The organism is Streptomyces sp. CAU 1734 (genome assembly GCF_039888735.1).
GTDB lineage: Bacteria > Actinomycetota > Actinomycetes > Streptomycetales > Streptomycetaceae > Streptomyces.
In genome coordinates, this window is the sequence record NZ_JBDQQP010000005.1 from 175975 (window position 1) to 198872 (window position 22898).

Consider the following 22898-nt stretch of genomic DNA (forward strand, 5'->3'; position numbering starts at 1 on the left):
TCGCTGGTGACACGCGGTGAGCGCCTGCCTGCCGACGGGAACTTAGCTTAGCCTAACCTAAGAACGCCGGAGGGTTCGTGTGACCTGCCACGCACCCTCCCACCAGCGCGAACACCGGGACGGGCGCGATCCGTCCGAGGCGGGGCCCCGCCCCCGCTCCCTGTTTCCGGCTGTGGCATCTTCGGCGGATCCGGAACACCCTCCGTGTTCCCCCGAGAGTTCGTGGAGGCGGAACAGCTGTGGCAGCGTCTGCGGAAACCCCCCGGATCCTGGTGATCCAGCACGAGGACGGCACCGGACCCGGACTGGTCGGCGGGGAACTGACCCGCGCCGGCCTGGACCTCCGTCTCGTCCACCCCTGGGCGGGCGACGAACTGCCCGCGTCCCTCGCCTCGCCGCCGGGATACGCCGGGCTGCTGATCCTGGGCGGCGCGGCCAACTGCGACGACGAGACCGCGGCGCCCTGGATACCGGCCGTCCGCACCCTCATACGGGAGGCCGTGGAGATCGGCACCCCGCTGCTCGGCATCTGCCTCGGCGGCCAGATCATGGCCTCGGCGCTGGGCGGCCGGGTGGAGCGCCGGCCCCGGGGCCCCGAGGTCGGCGCGGTCCCGCTGCGGCGGCTGCCGGACGCGGTCGGCGACCCGGTGTTCGCCGCGGTGCCGGACGGCGCCCCGGCCGCGCAGTGGCACTGGGACGAGATCACCGCCCTCCCCCCGGGCGCCGTCCCGCTCCTCACCGGCGACGACTGCCCCCACCAGGCGTACCGGGTGGGCGAGCGGGCCTGGGGCCTTCAGTTCCACCCGGAGGTCCTGGCCGCCGAAGTCGCCGCCTGGGCTCAGTCGGACGGCCCGGCCGTGGCCCGCGCCGGGGGCGACCCCGCCGCCGCCGTGGCCGGCCTGCGCGCGGTGGAATCCTCCCTCCGCGAGACCTGGACGGGCGCGTCGCGGGCCTGGGCCGAGGTGATCCGCGCGCACGCCCGCCCGCCGGTCTGAAGACCCGGGGGGCCGTCTGTGCGCCGGTCTCGTGAGCGCGTTCCGGCCCGGCGGGGGCCTTCCGGTGGGTGCGATCCGCGTCTGCGGCGACGGCCTCGGTGAGCCATGGCGCGTGCCGGATGGCCAGTCCCGGCGGACCGCCTCGGCGCCGGCGCCGGCCCGGCGGGCCGTACGCGTCCGTACGCATCGCCGTCGTCCGCGAACTCGCGGCGCGCCCGTGCCGCCGGCGGGCGCCCGCGGTCGGCGCCGCCCGTCTCCCGCGGCGCACGCTCCCGCGAGGGTGCCGCCGGCGGGGTGGCCCCCCCCCGTACGGCGGCCGGCCGGTGCGGCGGGCGTACGGGGGGACCCGTACCGCCTCCCGCCAACCGCACCCGGCCCCGCGCATCCGCTTCTCGCCAACCGCACCCGGCCCCGCGCCCCCGCCTCCCGCCGGATGCGTTCGGCACGCGTGCCCACCCCGCCGGATGCGTTCCGCACGCGTGCCCACCCCGCCGCCCCGCCGCCGAAGATGAAAGAGTCCAGGACAAACGCATGGGCGTGACCCACACCCTCCATGCGATTCGCACTCCGCACCGCACGCCCGAGTGGTGACAGCGAGGACTGTCACGCCTTCGAGCCGGTGTGACAGCTTCTGTCACGTCGCACCACACCGGAATCGAGCGAGGGAGGGCGAGTGAATCCCGAGTACGCCGCGTACTGCCAGGCGGACCGTGATTTCTACGACGCGCCGCACCGCTCTTCCCGCGGTGCCGGCGCCGGGGAGTCGCTCTACCCCCTGGCCCGCGCCGAGGCCCCGGAGGGCTGGGAGACCACCCGGCGCGGTGACTGGTTCTCGTACAGCCCCACCGGGCTCCGGGTCCCGCCGCAGGGGTGGAAGATCCATGTGTCGGCCGCCCTCGGCAACGCGGAAACGATCCTTCAGCGGGTCGCCGAGTACTGCGTGACGCGGCGTCTGCCCTTCAAGTTCATTCCCGGCCCGGCGCTGCTGCTGCTGCGGAACGCCAAATACGCGGACCGGGCGGGCAGCGGCAAGTTCATCACCGTCTATCCGCCGTCCGAGGACCGCTTCCCCGGGATCACCACGGATCTGATGGCCCTTCTGGAGGGCGAGCCGGGACCGTACATCCTCAGCGATCTGCGCTGCGGCGACACCCCGGTGCATGTGCGCTACGGCGCCTTCGCCGGGCGGTTCTGCCGGGGCGCGGACGGCCGGCTGGTGCCCGCCATCGCCGACCCCGCCGGGACTCTCGTACCCGATCCGCGCGGTCCCTCGCTGAAGATCCCCGAGTGGGTGACACCCCCGGACTTCCTCGGCCCGCATCTGGAGGCCCGAGCGGCCGTGGGGATGCAGGGGATGCCGTACGACATCCTCGGCGCCCTGCACTTCTCCAACGGCGGCGGCGTCTACAAGGCCCGGGACACCCGCGGCGGCGAGACCGTCGTGCTGAAGGAGGCCCGCCCGTACGCCGGACTGGCCGCCGACGGAGCCGACGCGGTCGCCCGGCTGGAACGCGAGCGGAACGCGCTGGAGAAGCTGTCCGGACTCCCCTGTGTCCCCCGGGTGCTGGAGAGCTTCCAGGTCGGCGACCACCACTTCCTGGCCCTGGAGCATGTGCCCGGGACCACCCTCAACACCGTCTTCGCCCGCCGCTTCCCGCTCTCCCGCACGGAGCCGTCGGCCGGGCAGCTCGCCGAACACGCCGAGTGGGCCCGCCGGATGTACACCCTGGTGGAGAGCGCCGTGCACGAGGTGCACTCCCGGGGCGTCGTCATCAGCGATCTGCACATGAGCAATGTCATGGTCGCCGAGGACGAGTCACGGGTCGTGCTGCTGGACTTCGAGGCCGCCTCCGCGGCGGCGGACGGACACCGGCAGATCGTGGCCAACCCCGCCTTCGTCGCCCCGCCCGACCGGCGCGGCACGGACATCGACCGGTACGCCCTGGCCTGTCTGCGCCTGGCCCTGCTGCTCCCGCTCACCACGCTCTTCACCATCGACCGGCGGCGGGTGCACCGGCTCGCCCGCGACATCACCCGGATCTTCCCGGTCACGGCGGACGAACTCCGCCCGGCCGTGGCGGAGATCCTGCGGGACACCGGCGACGCGGCCCCGGCGTCCGGCGGTACCCGGATACCCGCCCAGCGCGACGGATCCCCCCGGACACCCGGTGATCCCACCGGCATGGCGGCCCCCGAGCCCGGTGACTGGCCGCTCAGCCGGGACTCCATGGCCCGCGCCATCCTCGCCTCCTTCACACCCGACCGCGAGGACCGATGTTTTCCGGGCGACATCGCCCAATTCGCCTCCCCGGCCGGCGGCCAGTCCCTCGCCCACGGCGCCGCCGGAGTCCTCTACGCACTCCGGGAAACCGGCGCACCCCCCTGCCCCGAGGCCGCCGAATGGCTCCTGGCCCGGGCCAAGCAGCCCGCCTCGGGCACCCCGCTCGGCTTCTACGACGGACTCGCCGGCATCGCCTGGACCCTCAACCGCCTGGGCCACTCCGGACAGGCCGCCGAACTCGCCCAGCTGATCATCCGGGAGCCCATCGAGGGCATGACGGCGGATCTGCACAGCGGATACGCGGGGATCGCACTCGCCCTCGGCGATCTCGCCGCCGACGCGGACGGCGCCGACGCCGGCGCGCTCCGGCGGGCCGCCGACCACTGCACCGACCTCGCGGTCCGCGCCCTGAACACCGGCCCGCCGACCGCCCGCACCGGGCTGCTGCACGGCGCGACCGGCGTCGCGCTCCTGTTCGTCCGGCGGTACGAGGCCACCGGAAACCCGGCCTTCCTCGATCTGGCCGCCGGCGCGCTCCGCCGGGACCTGGCCCGATGCCGCACCGGAAACGACGGCGCCCTCCTCGTCATCGAGGGCAAACGCGCCATGCCGTACCTGGGCGCGGGCAGTGCCGGAGTGGCCCTGGTCCTGGACGAGTTCCTGGCCCACCGCGCCGACGAGTCGCTCCACTCCGCACGCGAGGCCATCGAACCCGGCCTCCGCTCCGCCTTCTACATCCAGCCCGGACTCTTCCGCGGCGTGGCCGGGCTGATTCTCCAGCTCGCCCGCTCACCCTTCGGCGACCCCGCCGACCGTCGGCGGTACATCGGCCGGCACACCGAACTCCTCGGCCGTTCCGCCATGCCGTACGCGGGCGAACTGGCCTTCCCCGGAGAGCAGATGATGCGCCGGTCCATGGACCTGGCCACCGGCACCGCCGGCTGTCTGCTCGCCCTCGGCAGCGTGCACACCCCCGGGGTGTCCCTGCCCTTCCTCCCGCCGAACCGGCGGACCGAGACCCGGCCCCAGCCAGGGGCCGTGCACCAATGAATCGCACCACTGTCCCCACGAAAGGAAATCATCATGGCGCTTCTCGACCTTCAGGCCCTGGAGACCCCGGCGGACGAGGCGTTCGGCGATGTGGAGACCGGAAGCCAGGTGAGCCTGCTCGTGTGTGAGTACAGCTCCCTGAGCGTCGTTCTCTGCACCCCGTGACACCACGCCGGGGCGCGGGCGGGTGACATCCCCGCCCGCCACCCGGCGCGCCGGTCGGCCCCGGCCCACTCCCGGGGCCGGCCGGTGCCCATGAACCCGCGCGGGCGCGGGCGGCCTCTCGCAGGGGGCGGCCGTGCCCGCGTACGGGGTGGACGCGCCCCGGCGGCGCTCGCACACGGGTGGACCGCGCGGACGGACCGGCCGAGCGCACGGTCGGCGCCTTCCCGGCCCAATGGCCGTGAACAGGCGGGCCGGGTGCGCGATCCGCCGGCCGGCCGAGACCGGAAGGACCACCACACCGTGACGAGCAGCCCCCCGGCGGCCGGGGCCCTCCCGGCGGCAGCCGGCGCCCCCGCTCCACAGGCCGCCATCAGGGAACCGGGCACCGGACGGCTCTCCCTCGCGGCGCTCGTCATCTGCTCCACCGGCGCGGCACTGGCCGCCCTGGCACTCCCCTTCGCCCTCGGCCTCACCGTCGACGATCTGATCACCCGGCGGGCCGTCCCCTGGCGGGGTCTCGCGCTGTGCGCGGCACTGACCGCCGTCGAAGTCCTGCTGGACGCGGCCGTCGCCGTCCTCGGCGGCACCACCACGGCCGCCCTCACCGCCAGGCTGCGGACCAGGGTCACGAGCAGCCTGGTGCGTGCCGAACCGCGCCGCGGCGGGACCGTCGCCCCGGGCGACCTCACCACCCGGCTCACCTCGAACGCCGCCGAGGCCGCCGCCGTCCCCGTGACCGCCGCCTCCGCCGCCGCCGTGGTGCTGCTCCCGCTCGGCGGGATCGCCGCGCTCTTCCTCATCGACCCCTGGACCGGTGCCGCCCTGCTCATCGGCGCGCCCGCGTTCATCGTCCTGCTGACCACCCTCATCCGCCGCACCGCCGACGCCGCCGCCGACTACCAGCGCGAACAGGCCCTGATCGCCACCCGGCTCACCGAGGTGCTGGACGGGATCGCCACCGTGCGCGCCGCCCACACCGCCCGGCGCGAGCACGCCCGCATCACCGCACCGCTCGCCGCCCTCGCCACGCACGGCCGCCGCACCTGGGACATTCACGGCCGGGCCACCGGAGGCAGCGCGGTACTGCTGCCGCTGCTCACCGTCCTCGTCCTGGCCGTGGGCGGGCTGCGGCTCTCGGCGGGCGCCATCAGCGTCGGTGATCTCCTCGCCGTCTCCCGCTACGCCGTACTCGCCGTCGGACTGGGCGCGCTGACCGGCGCCTTCGGCTCGATCGCCCGGGGCCGCAGCGCCGCCCGCCGGCTGGATCCGCTGCTGGCCCTGGAGCCCGTGCCCCACCGCTCCGGCACCCTGCCGCCCGGCGGCCCGGGCACCCTGGAGCTCCACGACGTCGGTGTGGTGCGGGACGGGCAGCGGCTGCTGCGCGGGCTGACCCTCAGGGTCCCCGGCGGCACCTCACTCGCCGTCGTCGGCCGCTCGGGCTCCGGGAAGTCCCTGCTGGCGGCCGTGGCGGGCCGGCTCACCGACCCCGACACCGGATCGGTCACCCTGGACGGCATCCCGCTGGACGGCGTCGACCCGGAGCATCTGCGGGACGAGGTCGGGTACGCCTTCGCCCGGCCCGCGCTGCTCGGCGACACCGTCGCGGACACCATCGGCTTCGGCGCCGACCGGCCGGCGGACGAGACCATCCGCGCGGCGGCCCGTGCGGCGTCCGCCGACGGATTCATCGGCCTGCTCCCGGACGGCTACCGGACCCCGCTGGACCGCGCCCCGCTCTCCGGCGGCGAATGCCAGCGGCTCGGCCTGGCCCGCGCGTTCGCCCGTGCCGGGCGGCTGCTGATCCTCGACGACGCGACCTCCAGCCTGGACACCGTCACCGAACGCCGGGTGCAGCGCGCACTGGCGGCCCGCGCGGGGAGCTGCACCAGAATCGTGGTCGCCCACCGCGTCTCGTCGGCGGCCGATGCCGACCGGGTCGCCTGGCTGGAGAACGGCGAACTCCGCGCGGTCGGACCGCACTCCGCGCTCTGGTCGGACCCGGAGTACCGCGCGGTCTTCCACACGGGCCCCGACGACCCGCCGGGCACGGCCACGAAGGCCCCCGGGCGGCCACGACAGGACGGAGCGGCCCCCCGATGACCCCTGCCCGCCGGGGCACACCCCCCACCGGCGAACCGGTTCCGCGTCTCGGCTCCGCCGCTTCCCGCGGCACGGCGGGGGCGGCGGAGGCGGCGACTCCCGGGCCCGGCCCGGACACCACGACCGTGCCACCCGGCGCCGCCCCGGTGCCGGCGGACGGTCCCGTGACCATGGACGCCCCGGTGCCGGCGGACGGTCCCGTACCGCCCGCCCGCCCGCCGGCCCCCGCGCGCCCGCCGTCCGGTCCCGGTCCCGGTCCCGGCTCCGCGCGGAGTGCCGAGGCCGGCACCGCCGCGCCGGGTGTGTCCGTACCCGCGTACGGCGCCGAGCTCCGCCCACAGGCGGACACCGTCGCCCCGGCCGGGGACGCGGACGGTCCGGCCACGGGCCCCGCGACGGCATTCGCCGGGCCGGGCGGCCGGCCCGCCGCCCCCGCGCCGGGCCGGGGCCCGGCGGCGGGCGCGGTCCGCGCATGGCCTGGGAACGGCGCCCCGGCGGCGGCGAGGACCCGCCCCGCCGGCAAGCGATCCGCCGCCCCCGGCCGCCCCGGGGCCGGTTCGTTCGGCCGGGTCCTGCGTGAGGGCAAGCCGTATCTCCGGGCCCGCACCGGGGTGATCGTGCGGCTGGGCGGCTGGTCGCTGGTGGAGTTCGCGCAGACCTTCCTCGGCGGATACGCCATCGCCCGCGCCCTCGACGCCGGGTTTCTCGCCGGATCCCCCCGCACCGGACTGCTGTGGCTGGCCGTCGCCGCCGTTGTCACCCTCCCCGCCGCGCTCGCCACCCGCGGTGTCTTCGCCCGCCTGGCGGACCTGGTCGAACCCCTCCGGGACGGCCTGGTGCGCCGCGCCGCCGCCAGGGCCATCGGCACGGCGCTGACCGCGCCCACCGCCGCCGGCACCCGCTCCGTCTCCCAGGTCACCCACCAGAGCGAGATCGCCCGCGACGGCTGGGCCGGCCTCGTGCTCTCCCTCCGCTCGTTCGTCTTCACCGCGGCCGGCGCGCTCGCCGGGATGGCGGCGCTCTCGCCTCGGCTGCTGCTCGTCGTCCTGCCCCCCCTGCTGCTCGGGTTCGGGCTCTTCCTCGCCACCCTCATTCCGATGGCGGCCCGTCAGCGCGCCTATCTCGGGGCGGACGAGGACTTCGCCGCCCACGCGGGGCGGACCGCCGGCGCGCTCCGGGACATCGCCGCCGCCGGGGCCGCCGGCCGCACCGTGACGGAGGCGGAGCGGCTCGCCGGAGCCCAGGCCGCCGCCGCGCGCTCACTGGCCCGCTGGGCCGCGGTGCGGATCATCGCCCTCGCCGTCTGCGGCCGGCTCCCCCCGCTGCTGCTGCTCCTCGCCGCGCCCTGGCTGATGCGGCACGGGCTCACCAGCGGCGCGCTGATGGGGGCGTTCGTCTATCTGACCCAGGCGCTGGCCCCCGCCCTGCACTCCCTGCTGACGATGCTCGGCACCGCCGGGGGCCGGCTGATCGTCGTGCTCGACCGCTTCACCGGCCCGGCGCCCCTGCCGCCCGGCCCGGAGGACCGGGCGGCGCCGCCGGCGTACCGGAAGCCGGCCGCCGGGAGCACCGCGCCGCCGCCCACCGCCGAACTGCGCTCCGTCACCTTCGCGTACGGGCCGGCCGCCCGTCCGGTGCTCGACCGGCTCGATCTGCTGCTGCGCCCCGGTGACCATCTCGCCGTCGTCGGTCCGAGCGGCAGCGGGAAGTCCACCCTCGCCGCCGTGCTCGCCGGCGTCGTACCGCCCACCGGCGGCGAGGTGCGATGGCTGGGCCGCCCGGCGGCGGGGCTCGAACCCACCTCCGTGCGCACCCTGCTGCCCCAGCAGGCGTATGTCTTCACCGGGACGCTCCGCGACAACCTCCGCTATCTCCGGCCCGGCGCGGGGGAGCCGGAGATGGCGGAGACCGTGGCGGCGATCGGTCTCGAACCGCTGCTGGCGCGGCTCGGCGGGCTGGACGCCCCGCTCGACCCGGCCCGGCTCTCACCGGGCGACCGGCAGCTGATCGCCCTGGGACGGGCTCATCTCACCCCCGCGCCGCTGCTCATCCTGGACGAGGCGACCAGCCATCTGGACCCGCGGGCGGAGGCGCGCGCCGAGGCCGCGCTGGCCGGCCGCGCCGGGACGCTCGTGGTCATCGCCCACCGGCTGTCGTCGGCGGCTCGCGCCGGGCGGGTCCTGGTGATGGACGGCACCCGGACCGCGTACGGCACCCCGGCCGAACTGCTCGCCGAATCCGCGCTCTACCGGGATCTGACCGGCCACTGGTCGCCCGCGTCCCCGGCCGCCCCGCCGTCCCCCTGACTCCGGCCGGGGCCGCCCGCCCTCCGCCGCGCGCCCCGGCCGCGGGCGCGCTCACCCGGAGGGTGCCGCGCGGCGGCTCACAGCCAGCCGAACTCCTTCGACAGCCGTATCGCGTCCATCCGGTTCCTGCCGCCGGTCTTTCGTATCGCCGCCGCCAGATAGTTCCGCACCGTGCCGCTCGCCAGATGCAGCACATTGGCTATCGACGACACCGACTCGCCCTCCGCCGCCAGCGCCAGTACCCGTAATTCACGCGGCGACAGCGGAACCTCGCTCGCCTGTAAGAGACCGAAGGCGAGTGACTGATCGATGTGCCGGCCCCCGTCCGCCACCTTCCGCACCACTTCGCAGACATTGTCCACGGGGCCGAATTTGTCGATGTATCCCCGGGCTCCCGCGTCGGAGGCTCTGCGGAGATCCCCGGCCCGGTCACCGCGGGCGAGGACGACGAGCGATGTGCCGCAGTCGGCGGGCGCGGCCATCGACTCCATCAGCGTCAGGACCTCCACGGAGTCCGGACAGTCGAGGTCGGTGAGAAGTATGTCGGCCGGACACTCCTGCATGGCCGCGCGTACCCCGCCCTTGTCGGTGGTCTGTACGCGAAGCCCCTGGTCCCTGCTGAGCAGGCAGGCCAGGGAGGCGCGCCACAGTGACACCGCATGTACCAAGAGAACTGTCGTCATGGTCTGCTCCTCAGCCTTCTCCACAAGGTTTCTCAACGGGCTGTCTCCATGGGCCGTGCGTCGTGAGGGTTCTGCGTGTACCTGTCACCAGTTCACCGCAGTCGCCCCGGGTATCACTGACGAACTGCCTAATACCCGCGATCGAGTGACGCGAGAGGGGCGTGAGAGCGCATGGAGCCGGAGAATGTGCGCCCCTGACGGCCATGGAGAACCCCGCGTCAAGCCATCGCGGGCCGGCCCGACGCGGGCACGCTGGACCGCCCGGGCGCGCCGACCGGTGAACTCCTTCCCCGGGATGGCCGATACAGGCGGGATGTTCCCGGCCAAACCCGGCAGTGGCCGGGTCTTCCCGGAGGGCGCGCGAACCGCCGCCGGGCGGGCCGCCGGCGACCCGGCCGCGCGCGGGGCGCACGGCCTCGGACCCGGCCGGCCGGTCCGCTCCGGCGCGTCGGGGAGACCTCCCCCGTCCAGCGCCTTCACCGGATGTCCGGTACGGCACCGGCGGTCTCCGGCCGGTCCCCGCCGGGCCGGTGCGGGCATGTCCGGTACGCGGAAGAGGAGTCCCCAACTCCCTTGTGACAATGTTCAGTTCAGGCCATCTCGTACGCCGGTCGCGCCCGTGGGAGGTCCGATCGGCCCGCCGGGAGCGCCGCCGGAGCCGTTCCGGAGGCCGGAGCGGAATGGCCCGGCCGCCCCACCGGGCCCGGATCGGCACAGCCGGGGACCGCTTTCCCGGCACGGAGGACGCCGGCAACGGAACGCTCGTACGGGAATGGCCGCGGGAGCGCGGCGGTACCGCCGCGCTGGTTCCCGGGCGGTCTGTCGGACAGTTGTCCGGGGGCGCTCGCCGCGTGTGCGCCGGGGTTCCCCGCCCGCCGCCGCACCGGAGCCGCGGCCGGCTCCCGCCCGCCGCCCGGAGGGGGGCCGCCGGTCACCCGGGCGTGCGCGGGGATCCCTCGGGGGGTGCGGCATGGGCCGGCCCCCCGGCACGGTCACCCGGGCGTGCGCGGGGATCCCTCACCCCGGCCGCGCGTCTCGCGGTGGGCGGCCGGCGCGCGGCACTCTGCTGTCCATGCAGGATCCCTTTCACTACGCGCTCGTCTTCCCCGTGCGGTGCGACCGGTGCGCCCGGCGCCCGGAGCCCGTACCGCCCGAGGACCCCCCGGACCCCCGCCCGCCCGTCCCAGGCCCGCCCCCGCCGGCCCGCCGGCCGAAGTGTCACCGGGGCCGGGCTCAGCCGGCCGCCTCCGCCCGGATCAGCAGGGGAGCCGCCGCCGGATAGTGACGGTGCGGCTGGAGGGCCCGGCGCATGGCGGTCAGCCGCCGGGCGGCCCGGACCGAGTCGAGCGCCGCGTAGTCGTCGAGGAAGGCCCGCCAGTGGGGGAGGGCCGCGTCGAGATGCCCGAGCCGCAGCCGGGTCTCGGCGAGCCGGGCATGGGTCAGCGCCCTGGCATGGCTCTCGCCGGGACCGCGCGCCCGGAGGGAGGCGGTCAGCGCGCCCACGCTCCCCGCGTGGTCCCCGAGCGCCCCGAGGGTCTGCGCCCGCTGGTAGTGGAGCGCGCCCAGCGAGTAGGTGCCGAAGGGTCCGGCCGAGGCCGGGCCGGCCGCCGAGTACAGCCGCTCGGCCCGTGTCAGCGCGGTGAGCGCCGCCCGCCGGTCGTGGTGGGCCAGGGTCACCGCCAGCTGTGCCTGGGCGTAGGTCTGGACGACGGGCGGCGCGTACCGTGCGTGATCGCAGGCCCGGTCGGCGAGTTGCAGCACCCGGGTACCGGTGTGCCCCAGATCGTGGGCGTGGGTGGCCATGGCCCGCAGTGCTATCGCGATGGTCGCGTGGTCCCCGGCGTCGGCGGCCAGCCGTACGGCGATGCCGTGATAGCGCTGGGCCACCGCGTCGTCGCCGCCGTCCGCGCAGATCCGGCCGAGGAGCAGGGTCAGCTGCGCGGTCTTGCCGAGCAGCCGCCCGTGCACCCGCTCCGGGGCGGGCGCGTGGAGCCTGGCCGTGACCTCCCGGGCCAGATACGCGGCCAGCGCGGCCCGTACCGGCCCGCCGCCGAAGCGATCGGCCGCCGCGGCGAATACCCCGGCCATCGCCTCCATCCGCTCGGCGTCCAGCTCACCCGCCCGCCGGTCGCCGGATTCCGCCGGACCGTCCGGCATGCCGGAGACCGTACGGGGCGGTCGCGGCCGGGGCAGCGGCTCCGGTACGGCGAAGGCCAGCGGACTGAAGGGCTCCGCACCGAGCAGCGCCCTTCTGGCGGGGTCTAGTTCGGTCTCGGTGAGCCGGGTCAGCGCCGTCAGCGGGGCGGCGCCCTCCCAGTCGAGCGCCGGAGCGGGCAGCGGTGCCCGGGTCAGCCCGGCCTGCTGTGCCGTGACCCGCCGGCCCAGCCTGCGGGAGAGCGCTTCCAGCAGATACGCCGGCGCGGGCGGGCGGGGCTGGGCACCGGCGAGCCAGCGCGACACCGACGAGCGGTCGCAGGCCAGTTGCCTTCCGTGCTCCCCGGCCACCCGGCGGGTCGCCTGCGCCAGCTGGGTCCCGGTCCAGCCCGCGTCCGCGAGCAGCAGCCGGAGCCGGGAGTTCGGCGTGAGCGGCACGATCTCTCCTCCACGAGTCCATCAGTCCGCGCGCCGGTGATCCGGCGCGCCGCTGAACCGGCGAGGCCGGCGCGCGCACGGATCAGCGTCTTCGCAGACATCGGACCGGTGCGGATTCACAACCGCACGAACTAGCACGGTGTGCCTCACAGTCGTGGCGCCGGTCCCTTGTCCGGCCCCGGTCGGGGACGGTGGAATGTGCATACCCGGCAGCCGCGCCAGCCCACCAGATGAGAGCCGGTCATTGTCCGTCCGGGTACTCGCGAAGGGGCAGACCCCGATGGCAGAGCCCTCCGCCGCGCCGCCGGCCGGGACCCGCGCGTCCATGACCACGGCCCCGGCGTGCGCCTCGCGGAGAGAGCGGGGAGATCGCAGAGATCGGAGCGGTGCCCCGCCGGTCCGTCCGCGCCGCCCCCGCTGGTGGCCGCCGGCCGCGCGCCCCTACTGAATCCCCCCGTCACCAGGGACGTTGAGTCGGTGAGGAGACCGGGCCAGTCTGTCCGGAATCAGACGGGGAATGCGATGCACCAGGACGCACAGCACGAGACCGGTGTTCCCTTCGGGGGTACGGGCGCGGACGGCTCCCGTACCGGGCGGTGGGCGGACGGCCACCGCCCGCCGGCCGGAAGCGAGCCCTGGGCGCGCACCGTTCTCGCCGAGCGCTGGGGGATGGAGCCGGACCGCACCGGTCCGGCCCTTCTGGCGCCCGGCGCCGCGCCGCCGGGCCGGGCCGTGGTGTCCTGGCGGGTGGAGTACGGCGGGACGGCGCGGGTCCTCAGGGTGCGGCCGTCCCAGGAGTCCCTGCGCGCACCGTACTTCCACCTTCTCCGGGGGGAGATCGGCGCCCACTGCCGGCGCCACGGAGTGCCGGTCGCCGCCGTACTGCCCGCGCTCGACGGCTCCACCGCCGTCCGGCGCGACGGCGCGCTCTGCGAGCTGAGTCCCTGGTACGGGGGAGAGCCCGCCGACCCCGCCGACCCCGCGCGGGCGGCGGCGGTGGCCGCGTGCGGACTGCGGCTGCGCGATGCCCCGGACAGCCTGCCCGCGGGGGTGCGCGACCGGCTCGCCTCGGTCGACCCGCCGCTGCCGCCGGAGGAGGAGAACTGGCGGGCCGCCCTCACCGACGCGCGGCACCGGCCGCCGCCGCCGGCGGAGAGCTCGGACGACGACTGGTCGCGGATGGCCGCGGCGGCCCTGCGCGCCCTGGTCGCGGCAGGGCCCCTGTCGCACGAGACGCTGCGCGGAAACCGTACGGCCCTGCTCGACCCGTCCGTGATCCACAGCGATCTGCATGCCCGGCACTTCCTGCTCGCTCCGGCCGCCGGCCCGGAACCGGGGGCCGGCCGGGCCGCTCCGTACATCCCGGGCGGGAGTACGGGCACCATCGCCTCCGGCACCCTGGAGACCGGCCCGTCCGTCCCCGGGCCGGCCGCCGCGCCCCCGCCGGTCCCGTACGACCGGAGCCGGCTCGCCCGCCGCGCCCGCCGCGGACGCGGGTCGCCCCGGCAGCCCGCCGCCGCTCATCCCGTGCCGCCTCCCACCCCGCCGGCTCCGGCTCCCGGCACCGGCGGGCGGCGGACCGTCGTCGCCGTACTCGGCTTCGACGAACTGCACACCGGTGACCGGCTGCTGGACATCGCCCGGCTCGCGGAGGCCGCCGGATACGCCGCCGACCCCGCGGAACGCCACCGGTCCCTGGCCGGCTTCCTGCGCGCGGCGTACCGGACCGGACAGCTCCGTCCCGGCGAGGAGGCCCTGCTGATGCCCGTACTGCCGGCGCACTCGCTGCCCGCCGTGGTGGACATCGCCAGGGACATTCTCGGACGCGGCCGTCCCGGACCGCGCTCGCCGGAACGTCTCGCCCTGCTCTCCCCGGCCCGCGGGCCCGATGTGCACCGCGCCCTCGGTGCCGCCGCGGACCGCTCCCTCTGACGCCGGGCCGCCTCCGCCGTGCCTCATCCCTCTCCGTTCGCACACGGCCCATCAGACCCGCCGAACCCACCGGAAACACGGCAAACAGGTTCCGGCGGTCCCGGGAAGCCGGGGAGCGGGAGCTCCGGGACCGCCGGACTCCAGTCCGAATCCAGCCGGAATCCAGTCCCGGCACCCCGGCCCGGGTTGAATCCAGGGCAAGCCGCCATCGCACACCCACCACGGAGACGAGTCAGTCATGTTCACATGTGAGACGGCCTTCTCACCACGGCCCACAGCCCGGCACACGCCGTCCACACCGCCCGGACCGGCCGCTCTCCCGGGGACATCCGAACCACCCGGCCCGGCCGCCGCCGAGCCGGCCGCCGCCGAGCCGGCCGGAGCCGTCGCTGCGGCGGCCCGCCGGACCGCCGGCGGCCGGCTCCGCGGGCCGGCGCGACCGAAGGAGGTCCTCCCCCGGTTCGCCGGTGAGGGCCACCTGCGGAAGAACGGGCGGGTCGCCTGTCCGGGAGAAGCCGGGCAGGAGGCCGATGGTGCGTCTGTACGCGCATGACCACCGCACCGCGTCCGCCCGGGGCAGCGCCGACGGTCCGGCCCTGATGCACCGGGAGGCGGCCGGCCTGCTGGCCGCATCGGGGCTGCCGGTCGTCTGGCACGACCTCGCCATGGGCCCCTCCGGTGTCGCCGGGGCCGGGCCGGGGGACACCGTGTACGCGGGCGCCGGGCCGTATGCCTACCTCCACCATCTGTGGCGGCGCCGGGCCGGCGCCGGCTACCGGATCGTGCGCGAGGTGAACACCGCCCTCTGGTCCGGGCACTGGGCCCAGGAGGAACTCTGCGGCCCCCTGGTCCAACCCGGTGACCTGGTGCTCTTCCCGACCGAGTACGCCCGCCGGCTCTACATGCGGCACTTCCCCGCCTCCGTGACCGAGGAGACCTCGGCCGTCGCCCGCCCGATGCTCGACCTCCTCCCGGCCCGCCGCCCCGCCCGGCGGGTGCCCCCGCCGGACCGGCCGCTCTGCATCGGCTATCTGGGCGCGCTCCACGAGGCGGAGAACTTCGACCAGGTGCTCTCCGTCTTCGCCCGCTGCCACCGGGAGAGCGGTGGCCGCACCACACTCCGGTACGCGGGCGGCGGGCCCGGCGGGCCGCGCTGGGAACCCGGCCGGATAGCTGCGGAGGCGGCCGGGGCCGGGGTCGACCCGGCGGCCGTCCGCCCGGCCGGGGTGCTCGGACGCGACCGGCTCACCGAGTTCTTCGCCGAGATCGACGTGCTGCTCTTCCCGAGCACCTCCTCCCGGGAATCCCTCGGCCGGGCGGTGGTCGAGGCCCTGGCGCACGGTGTGCCCGTACTCGCCGCGGACATCGGCCCGGCCGCCGAACTGCTGCCCGCGCGGAATCTGGTCCCGGCCGCGCTCGACACCGCCGGCCGTTTCACCATGGACCGGGCGGTACCGATGGCCCGGGTCGACGAGCTCGCGCTCACCGCGAAACTGCTGGCCCGGGACTTCGACCCGGCCGTACTCGCCGAGCCGGAGCGGTACACCACGGGCACCTTCCTCCGGACGCTGACGGGCAGCCCGGTCCGCCGTCCGGCGCCCGGGCCGTCGGCGGTACGGGACCGGCTCACCGTCGCTCCGCGGGCCGGCGCGCCGCCGATCCCCGCCCCGGCCGCGGCGAGAGCGGCGACCTGGCCGGCCGGCCCCGAGCGGGCCCTGGCGAGAGCCCTGGAGCGGGCCGAGGCGTTCTTCACCGCCTACTTCACCCGGCTCGACCACCGTGTCCTGCTGACGGCCATCGAGAACACCCCCGGTCTGCCGGACCCCGCGGCACTGCGCGATCTGGTCCGCCGCCCGCACCGCGACCTCGCCGACCACCGGGCCTTTCCCCGGCTGCTGGACGCCCTTGTGCTGCCGCCGCTGAGTTACGGCTTCGAGCCCGGACCGGCCGGGAACCGCCGGCCGGGCGGTACGGGGGGATGACCGGGCCGAACGGCTGAGTGGGCCGGCCGTTCGGCGGGAGCCGCCCGCTGACCGGAGGGAGGCCGCTCACCGGGAGCCGCCCGTCCAGCGGAAGGAGGCCGTCCAGCGGCAGCCGGCCGTCCACCGGAGGGAGGCCGCCCACCGGGAGCTGCCCACCCGGGAGGCCGCCCACCGGAGCGCGGCCGTTCTCCCGAACCGCACCGCCCGGCGGGCCGATTCCGGGCGCGTCATCGAGAATCCGGCCATTCGGCCGGGCCGAGACGGGCCGTGCCCCGACGCCTGCCGGGGCACTCACCCGGCTTCCGCGCAGGCCAGAGTGGTGTCATGGCGACCGGCCGCGGATCTCCGGGGCCGGCTCCGGCGCATCGGCGTCTCGACTTTTCGGCCACACTCCCCAGCACGTGACCGATCGGTCTTGTCCCGTCCCGTGCACAGGTGTCTACTCATGATCGTGCGAGCGCGGGGTCCGGCCCGCCGGCGCGAGCGCCGGCGACAGCCATGCGACGGCCCGGACACTCCGCCCCGCCCATCACCCCGCGATATCCGCCCCGCGCCCCCGGCGCCGAAGACCCCACCGCCGTCCGGCGGCCCGCCGGCTTCCCCGGCGCACCGACCTCCCCCCACGGAGAGACGTTCCCCCTCACCATCGGACAGGTGAGGGGGAACGCTTCCACGCCCCTCGCGGACAGAAACTGTCCGCAAGTCTCAGTAGCGTGTGATCCATGGCGACCAAGGCGGCCAGAACCGCGCACCCCGTACTCGGCACCCGCGCCCTCAACCGGGCCACCCTCGAACGGCAGCTCCTGCTCAGCCGCGCACCCCGGTCCGCCATGTCCGTCGCCGGAGCCGTCCGGCATCTGATCGGCCTTCAGGCGCAGAACGTCAAACCGCCGTACTACGCGCTCGCCGCCCGGCTCGACGGCTTCGACCCGGCCGAACTCTCCGCCCTGATGGCCTCCCGGGAGGCCGCCCGGCTGGTCACCATGCGCTCCACCATCCACACCCACACCGCGGAGGACGCGCTCACGCTCCGCGCGCTGATGCAGTCCGGCGGCCCCGACCGCGAGCTGAGGATGTTCCGGCGCGGCCTCACCGGAGTCGATCCCGACCGGCTCCGCGAGCTCACCCGTGAGCTGGTGGAGGAACGGCCGCGCACCATGAAGGAGATCCGGGAGGCACTGCTCGTCCCCTGGCCGGACGCCGACCCCCGCGCTCTCTCTGTCGCCGCCCGCTGCGTACTGCCGCTGGTGCAGATCACCCCGCGCGGGCTCTGGGGCAGCGGCGGCCAGGTGGTGCTCACAACGGCCGAGCACTGGTTCGGCCGCGCGGCGGAGGGCCCCGCCCGGGCCGACGACACCGTACTGCGGTATCTGGCCGCCTTCGGCCCCGCCTCGGTGAAGGACATGCAGACCTGGTCCGGACTGACCCGGATGCGCGAGGTCTTCGAACGGCTCCGGCCCCGGCTCGCCCTCTTCCGGGATGAGAAGGGCACCGAGCTCTTCGACCTCCCCGACGCGCCCCGGCCCGACCAGGACACCCCGGCGCCGCCGCGGTTCCTGCCGGAGTTCGACAATGTGCTGCTCTCCCACGCGGATCGCGGCCGGGTGGTACCGCGTGACGAGTACCGGGCCCTCACCTGGCGGGGCAACCAGTCCCACCCCACACTCCTCGTCGACGGCTTTCTCGCCGGCGTCTGGCGGCTGACCGAGGAGACGGCGGGGACCGCGCTGCTGACCGTGCAGCCCTTCGCCGAACTGACCGCGGCGGAGCGGAGCGCGGTGGCGGACGAAGGGGAACGCATGCTCACGGCGATGTCCTCGGCCGGCTCGTACGACATCCGCTTCGGCCGCCTCCCGGACACCCCGCCCCGGTGAGCGCGACCGGCCCCGGACCGGGGATCAGGCCCGCACGCGGAGACCGTCCGTGTGCGTGTCCGTGTACGCGCCGTCGCCGTCGCCGTCCAGCGGCGCACGGCGCGCGCACAGCGGCCCTGCCGTGCCGCCCGTCCGGCCGCCGCGCGCCCCGCCGGAGACGGGCGGCGCGGCGGCGAACCGCGGATCGACCGTCACCGCCGTCACCCCGAGAGGTTCGGCGAGGGTCCGCAGCATCGGCTCGGCGAGCCGGATCCACCGCTGCCGCGCGCCGAGCACCGAGGCGAGCCGCCCCCGGGTGGTGAATCCCACGGCGGTGCGCACCCCCAGCGGGGTCCGCATGAAGCAGAGCTGATGCCCTCCGGCGGACCCGAGCCGGACCGGCACGTAAAGGGGGCCCGCCGGGCCGCGTTCGTCGGGGTCCGCGCTGTCCGTTTCCTCGGGGGCGAGGGTGTTCATGGTGGTGTCCTCCACTGGGAGCGGTGCCGGTCTCGGTGCCGGCCACTCGAAGCTATGCCCCGGATCCCGCCGCCCGGCGCCCCCCTGACGCGCCGCTGACTGCGGGCGGCCGGTTATTGACGCCGCCCTGTCGCGGCGGAGGCCGCCCGGGGCCTCACGGCAGCAGCCCCGCCCGCCGCGCCGCCACCACGGCCTCCAGCCGGGTGTGCGCCCCCAGCTTCCGCATCGCGTCCCGCAGATACCCCTTCACGGTCTCCGGCCGCAGCCCCAGCCGCTCCGCCGCGACCGCGTTGGTCGACCCCGCCGCCACACAGGCCAGTACATCCACCTCGCGCGGCGCCAGCGCCACGGCCCGGGCATCCGGCCCGGAGCCGCCGGCCGACTCGGTGCCCGCCGCCGCCAGCCGTCCGCAGACCGTCAGCAACTGCTGCCGCAGCAGCGGATCGGAGACCTGCGGCACCAGCGCCCGCAGCGCGCCGTGCACCTCGCGCACCTCCTCCCACGCCCCGGGCCCGGCCACCGGCTCCCGGGCGATGGCCAGCAGCCCCTGCACCTCGTCCCGGACCACCAGCGCCTGCTCCAGATCCCGCGCCGCCGCGAGCGCCGCGTCGAAGGTCCGGTCCCCCAGCGGAACCGGTCGCCGCAGGGCCCCGTAGAGCACGCCCCGCACCTTGCGCCGCACCACCACCGGCACCGCGAGGACCGCGCGCAGCCCCTCCGCCATGACCGGTACGTCGTACTCATGACTGATGTGCCGGGCCTCGCGGTAGTCGGTCACCGCGCACGGCCGGGAGAGCGCCATCGACTTTCCGCCGAGGCCATTGCCCGTACAGATCGCCAGTCCGTGGAGGGCGTTCGACTGCGCTCCGCTGATCTGCGCGATACGCAGCCGCTGGGCGTCGTGCAGCATTCCCCCGAACGCGATCGGAATACCCGTCGCACGGCGCAGCCGCACCAGCGCAGCCCGCATCTCCACCGCCTCGGCCGGCTCGGACACCGCTTCACTCCTCCGCTTCTCCCGCCGCGGTGCTCCCGCCGGGGGGTCACCCCCCGATCGGGGGTGGTGAGACGTACGTCACTGATTACACGATGCTACTGACTGGCGAGGCACTGAGGAGGGCGCATGGCGTCGAGCGGTACGACCGAGGAGTTCCGGGCGGCCAGGGATTTCCTGCTGCGGCACCGGGAGGATTACCAGGGTGCGTACGACGGTTTCGCCTGGCCCCGGCCCGACCGGTTCAACTGGGCGCTGGACTGGTTCGATGTCATCGCGGACGGCAACCACCGCACCGCTCTGCACATTGTGGAGGAGGACGGATCGGAGGTCCGGCTCTCCTTCGCGGAGCTTTCCACCCGCTCCGACCGGCTCGCCAACTGGCTGCGCGAACAGGGCGTACGGGCCGGGGACCGGATGCTCGTCATGCTCGGTAACCAGCGGGAACTCTGGGAGACCGCCCTCGCGGCGATGAAACTGCGGGCCGTGGTGATCCCCGCGACCCCGCTGCTGGGCCCGCCGGATCTGCGCGACCGGGTCGAGAGGGGCCGCGTCTCACACGTCCTGGTGCGCTCGGCGGACACCGGAAAATTCACCGGGGTACCCGGCGATTACACCCGGATCGCCGTCGGCGAGGAGGTGGAGGGGTGGCTTCCGTTCGCTGCGGCGGAACGTTCCGACCCCGATTTCCGGCCCGGCGGTATCACCCGATCCGATGACCCCCTGATGCTCTACTTCACCTCCGGAACCACCGATCGCCCCAAACTTGTCGAGCACACCCACACCTCTTACCCCATCGGTCATCTCGCCACGATGTACTGGATCGGCCTCCAGCCCGGCGATGTACACCTCAATATCTCCTCACCCGGCTGGGCGAAGCACGCCTGGTCCAATCTCTTCGCCCCCTGGAACGCCGAGGCGACCGTCTTCATCCACCATTACCGCCGGTTCGACGCGGCCCGGCTGATGGCGGAGATGGACCGCGCGGGGGTGACCACCTTCTGTGCCCCGCCCACCGTCTGGCGGATGCTGATCCAGTCGGACCTCTCCCAGCTCCGCCTGCCGCCGCGCGAGGTGGTCGCCGCGGGTGAACCGCTCAACCCCGAGGTCATCGAGACCGTCCGCCGGGAGTGGGGGGTCACCGTGAGAGACGGTTTCGGCCAGACGGAGACCGCCGTTCAGGTCGCCAACACCCCCGGCCGGCTGGTGAAGGCCGGGTCGATGGGCCGCCCCAGCCCCGGCTACCGGGTCGCCCTGCTGGATCCCGTCAGCGGTGAACCGGGCGGGGACGAGGGGGAGATCGCCCTCGATCTCAGCGCCCGCCCGGTCGGCCTGATGACCGGCTACCACGGCGATCCCGGGCGCACGGCGGAGGCGATGGCGGACGGCTGGTACCGCACCGGCGACATCGGCTCCCGCGACGCGGACGGCTACATCACCTACATCGGCCGCTCGGACGACGTGTTCAAGGCGTCCGACTACAAGATCTCCCCCTTCGAGCTGGAGAGCGCCCTGCTGGAACACCCGGCGGTCGCCGAGGCGGCCGTGGTCCCCGCCCCCGACGCGCTGCGGCTCGCCGTGCCCAAGGCGTACATCGCCCTGGCGGACGGCTGGGAGCCGGGCCCCGAGACGGCCAGGATCCTCTTCGACCACTCCCGGTCCGTGCTCGCCCCGTACAAGCGGATCCGCCGGCTGGAATTCGCGGAGCTGCCCAAAACCGTCTCCGGCAAGATCCGCCGGGTCGAGCTGCGCGAGCGCACGGCCGGCGGATCCGCCGGTGAATACGGCGAAGGAGACTTCCGATGACCGACTCGTACGCCCATGGCACCGGCACCACCCCGCTGCTCGGCGACACCATCGGACGGAATCTGGACCGCGCGACAGCCGCACACCCCGGCCGCGAGGCCCTGGTGGCCGTCGGCGGCCCGCGCTGGACCTATGCCGAGTTCGGCGCCGAGGTCGACCGGCTGGCCCGCGGATTCATGGGCATCGGCGTCGCCAGGGGCGACCGGGTCGGCATCTGGGCCGTCAACTGCGCGGAGTGGGTACTGGTGCAGTACGCCACCGCCAGGATCGGCGCCATCCTGGTCAACATCAACCCCGCCTACCGCGCCCACGAGCTGGCCTATGTGCTCAATCAGGCCGGCGTCTCGGTGCTCTGCGCCTCCACCGGGCACAGGACCGCCGACTACCGCGCCCTGGTGGCGGAGGTCCGGGCGGACTGCCCGGGGCTCCGCTCGGTCCACTACATCGGCGATCCGGGCTGGGAGGTGCTGCACACCGCAGCCGAGTCCGTCACCGCGGCCGAACTGGCCGCCAGAGAAGCGGCTCTGACCTGTGACGACCCGATCAATATCCAGTACACATCGGGCACCACCGGCTTCCCCAAGGGCGCCACCCTCTCCCACCACAACATCCTCAACAACGGTTACGCGGTGGGCCGGACACTGGGCTACACCGAGCACGACCGGATATGCATACCCGTGCCCTTCTACCACTGCTTCGGCATGGTGATGGGCAATCTCGCGGCCACCTCGCACGGCGCCTGCATGGTGATCCCGGCACCGTCCTTCGACCCGGCGGCCACCCTGCGCGCGGTCGCCGCCGAACGGTGCACCTCGCTGTACGGGGTGCCCACGATGTTCATCGCCGAACTGGAGCTGCCGGACTTCGCCTCGTACGACCTGACCTCGCTGCGCACCGGCATCATGGCGGGCTCGCCCTGCCCGGTGGAGGTGATGAAACGGGTTGTCACCGAGATGCACATGGCGGAGGTGTCGATCTGCTACGGCATGACGGAGACCTCCCCGGTCTCCACCCAGACCCGGCGCGAGGACGACCTGGAGCGCCGCACCGGCACGGTGGGCCGGGTGATGCCCCATGTGGAGGTGAAGGTCGTCGACCCGGACTCCGGCGTGGTCCTCCCGCGCGGCCGGGCCGGTGAACTCTGCACCCGCGGATACGGGGTGATGCTCGGCTACTGGGGCGAGCCGGAACGCACCGCCGAGGCGGTCGACCCCGGCCGCTGGATGCACACCGGCGATCTGGCACTGATGCGCGAGGATGGCTATGTCCAGATTGTCGGCCGGATCAAAGACATGATCATCAGGGGTGGCGAGAATGTCTACCCCCGTGAGATCGAGGAGTTCCTCCACACCCACCCCAAGGTCTCCGATGTCCAGGTGGTCGGAGTCCCCGACGAGCGTTACGGGGAGGAGATCCTGGCCTGCGTCATCGCCCGCGACCCCGCCGACCCGCCGACCCTGGACGACATCGCCGCCTTCTGCCGCGACCGGCTCGCCCACTACAAGATCCCGCGCCGGCTGCGGGTGCTGGACGGCTTCCCGATGACGGTGAGCGGGAAGGTGCGGAAGGTGGAACTGCGCGAGAGATACGGGGCGACGGGCTGACCGGCCGGGGGACTTCGGGCCCCCGGCCGGGGGTGGCCCGGAGCCCCCGGCCCACCCCCGGCCGCGGGGCCCGGTGGC

The 22898-nt window shown here is 75.1% G+C and carries 13 protein-coding genes and 1 pseudogene; 10 read left to right on the forward strand and 4 right to left on the reverse strand.

What is annotated here, in order from left to right:
- Positions 1 to 239: 239 nt before the first annotated feature.
- From AAFN69_RS11450 to AAFN69_RS11470, 5 genes and pseudogenes are all read left to right on the forward strand, one after another.
- Complete coding sequence (locus AAFN69_RS11450; protein ID WP_347728282.1) at positions 240 to 995, forward strand: type 1 glutamine amidotransferase; 756 nt, start codon at positions 240 to 242, stop codon at positions 993 to 995.
- 673 nt (positions 996 to 1668) lie between these two features.
- A pseudogene (lanKC, locus tag AAFN69_RS11455) lies at positions 1669 to 4239 on the forward strand (class III lanthionine synthetase LanKC); the annotation flags it as partial.
- A 120-nt stretch (positions 4240 to 4359) separates the two neighbouring features.
- Entirely contained in the window at positions 4360 to 4491 is a 132-nt protein-coding gene (locus tag AAFN69_RS11460; RefSeq protein ID WP_347728283.1) for a SapB/AmfS family lanthipeptide, read from the forward strand.
- 369 nt (positions 4492 to 4860) lie between these two features.
- A complete protein-coding gene (locus AAFN69_RS11465; protein ID WP_347728526.1) occupies positions 4861 to 6591 on the forward strand; it encodes an ABC transporter ATP-binding protein in 1731 nt (576 codons plus the stop codon).
- 572 nt (positions 6592 to 7163) lie between these two features.
- Positions 7164 to 8897, forward strand: coding sequence for an ABC transporter ATP-binding protein (locus AAFN69_RS11470; protein WP_347728527.1), 1734 nt, complete (start codon positions 7164 to 7166; stop codon positions 8895 to 8897).
- A gap of 77 nt (positions 8898 to 8974) precedes the next feature.
- Here the strand turns inward: AAFN69_RS11470 and AAFN69_RS11475 are convergent, their stop codons facing one another.
- The gene (locus AAFN69_RS11475; protein ID WP_347728284.1) at positions 8975 to 9580 is read right to left on the reverse strand and encodes a response regulator transcription factor; all 606 of its coding nucleotides are present in this window, start codon (positions 9578 to 9580) and stop codon (positions 8975 to 8977) included.
- 1233 nt (positions 9581 to 10813) lie between these two features.
- The gene (locus AAFN69_RS11480; RefSeq protein ID WP_347728285.1) at positions 10814 to 12172 is read right to left on the reverse strand and encodes a hypothetical protein; all 1359 of its coding nucleotides are present in this window, start codon (positions 12170 to 12172) and stop codon (positions 10814 to 10816) included.
- Between the two features lie 522 nt (positions 12173 to 12694).
- On the opposite strand from AAFN69_RS11480, the gene AAFN69_RS11485 reads away from it, so the two are divergent.
- The 3 genes from AAFN69_RS11485 (at position 12695) to AAFN69_RS11495 (ending at position 17960) form a co-directional block, all read left to right on the forward strand.
- Positions 12695 to 14104 (forward strand): phosphotransferase, encoded by a 1410-nt coding sequence (locus tag AAFN69_RS11485; RefSeq protein ID WP_347728286.1) that lies wholly within the window; start codon positions 12695 to 12697, stop codon positions 14102 to 14104.
- A 530-nt stretch (positions 14105 to 14634) separates the two neighbouring features.
- The gene (locus AAFN69_RS11490; protein WP_347728287.1) at positions 14635 to 16086 is read left to right on the forward strand and encodes a glycosyltransferase; all 1452 of its coding nucleotides are present in this window, start codon (positions 14635 to 14637) and stop codon (positions 16084 to 16086) included.
- A gap of 722 nt (positions 16087 to 16808) precedes the next feature.
- Positions 16809 to 17960 carry a winged helix DNA-binding domain-containing protein gene (locus tag AAFN69_RS11495; RefSeq protein WP_347728288.1) on the forward strand — a complete coding sequence of 384 codons (1152 nt, stop codon included), beginning with the start codon at positions 16809 to 16811 and terminating at the stop codon, positions 17958 to 17960.
- Positions 17961 to 17984: 24 nt separating this feature from the next.
- On the opposite strand, the gene AAFN69_RS11500 is transcribed toward AAFN69_RS11495, so the two are convergent.
- Both AAFN69_RS11500 and AAFN69_RS11505 read right to left on the reverse strand, forming a co-directional pair.
- Positions 17985 to 18416, reverse strand: coding sequence for an SAV_915 family protein (locus AAFN69_RS11500; RefSeq protein WP_347728289.1), 432 nt, complete (start codon positions 18414 to 18416; stop codon positions 17985 to 17987).
- Between the two features lie 154 nt (positions 18417 to 18570).
- Complete coding sequence (locus AAFN69_RS11505; protein WP_347728290.1) at positions 18571 to 19413, reverse strand: LuxR C-terminal-related transcriptional regulator; 843 nt, start codon at positions 19411 to 19413, stop codon at positions 18571 to 18573.
- 126 nt (positions 19414 to 19539) lie between these two features.
- On the opposite strand from AAFN69_RS11505, the gene AAFN69_RS11510 reads away from it, so the two are divergent.
- Complete coding sequence (locus tag AAFN69_RS11510) at positions 19540 to 21216, forward strand: AMP-binding protein (RefSeq protein WP_347728291.1); 1677 nt, start codon at positions 19540 to 19542, stop codon at positions 21214 to 21216.
- A complete protein-coding gene (locus AAFN69_RS11515) occupies positions 21213 to 22820 on the forward strand; it encodes an AMP-binding protein (protein ID WP_347728292.1) in 1608 nt (535 codons plus the stop codon). Before AAFN69_RS11510 ends, AAFN69_RS11515 begins: the two co-directional genes overlap by 4 nt.
- The last annotated feature ends 78 nt before the right edge of the window (positions 22821 to 22898 follow it).

What these genes read in the sequence shown, in the direction of transcription:
- AAFN69_RS11485 (WP_347728286.1), top strand. Translation starts at nt 12,695, where the DNA reads ATGCACCAGGACGCACAGCACGAGACCGGTGTTCCCTTCGGGGGTACG.
- AAFN69_RS11490 (WP_347728287.1), top strand. Translation starts at nt 14,635, where the DNA reads ATGGTGCGTCTGTACGCGCATGACCACCGCACCGCGTCCGCCCGGGGC.
- AAFN69_RS11460 (WP_347728283.1), top strand. Translation starts at nt 4,360, where the DNA reads ATGGCGCTTCTCGACCTTCAGGCCCTGGAGACCCCGGCGGACGAGGCG.
- AAFN69_RS11510 (WP_347728291.1), top strand. Translation starts at nt 19,540, where the DNA reads ATGGCGTCGAGCGGTACGACCGAGGAGTTCCGGGCGGCCAGGGATTTC.
- AAFN69_RS11475 (WP_347728284.1), bottom strand. Translation starts at nt 9,580, where the DNA reads ATGACGACAGTTCTCTTGGTACATGCGGTGTCACTGTGGCGCGCCTCC.
- AAFN69_RS11515 (WP_347728292.1), top strand. Translation starts at nt 21,213, where the DNA reads ATGACCGACTCGTACGCCCATGGCACCGGCACCACCCCGCTGCTCGGC.
- AAFN69_RS11500 (WP_347728289.1), bottom strand. Translation starts at nt 18,416, where the DNA reads ATGAACACCCTCGCCCCCGAGGAAACGGACAGCGCGGACCCCGACGAA.
- AAFN69_RS11495 (WP_347728288.1), top strand. Translation starts at nt 16,809, where the DNA reads ATGGCGACCAAGGCGGCCAGAACCGCGCACCCCGTACTCGGCACCCGC.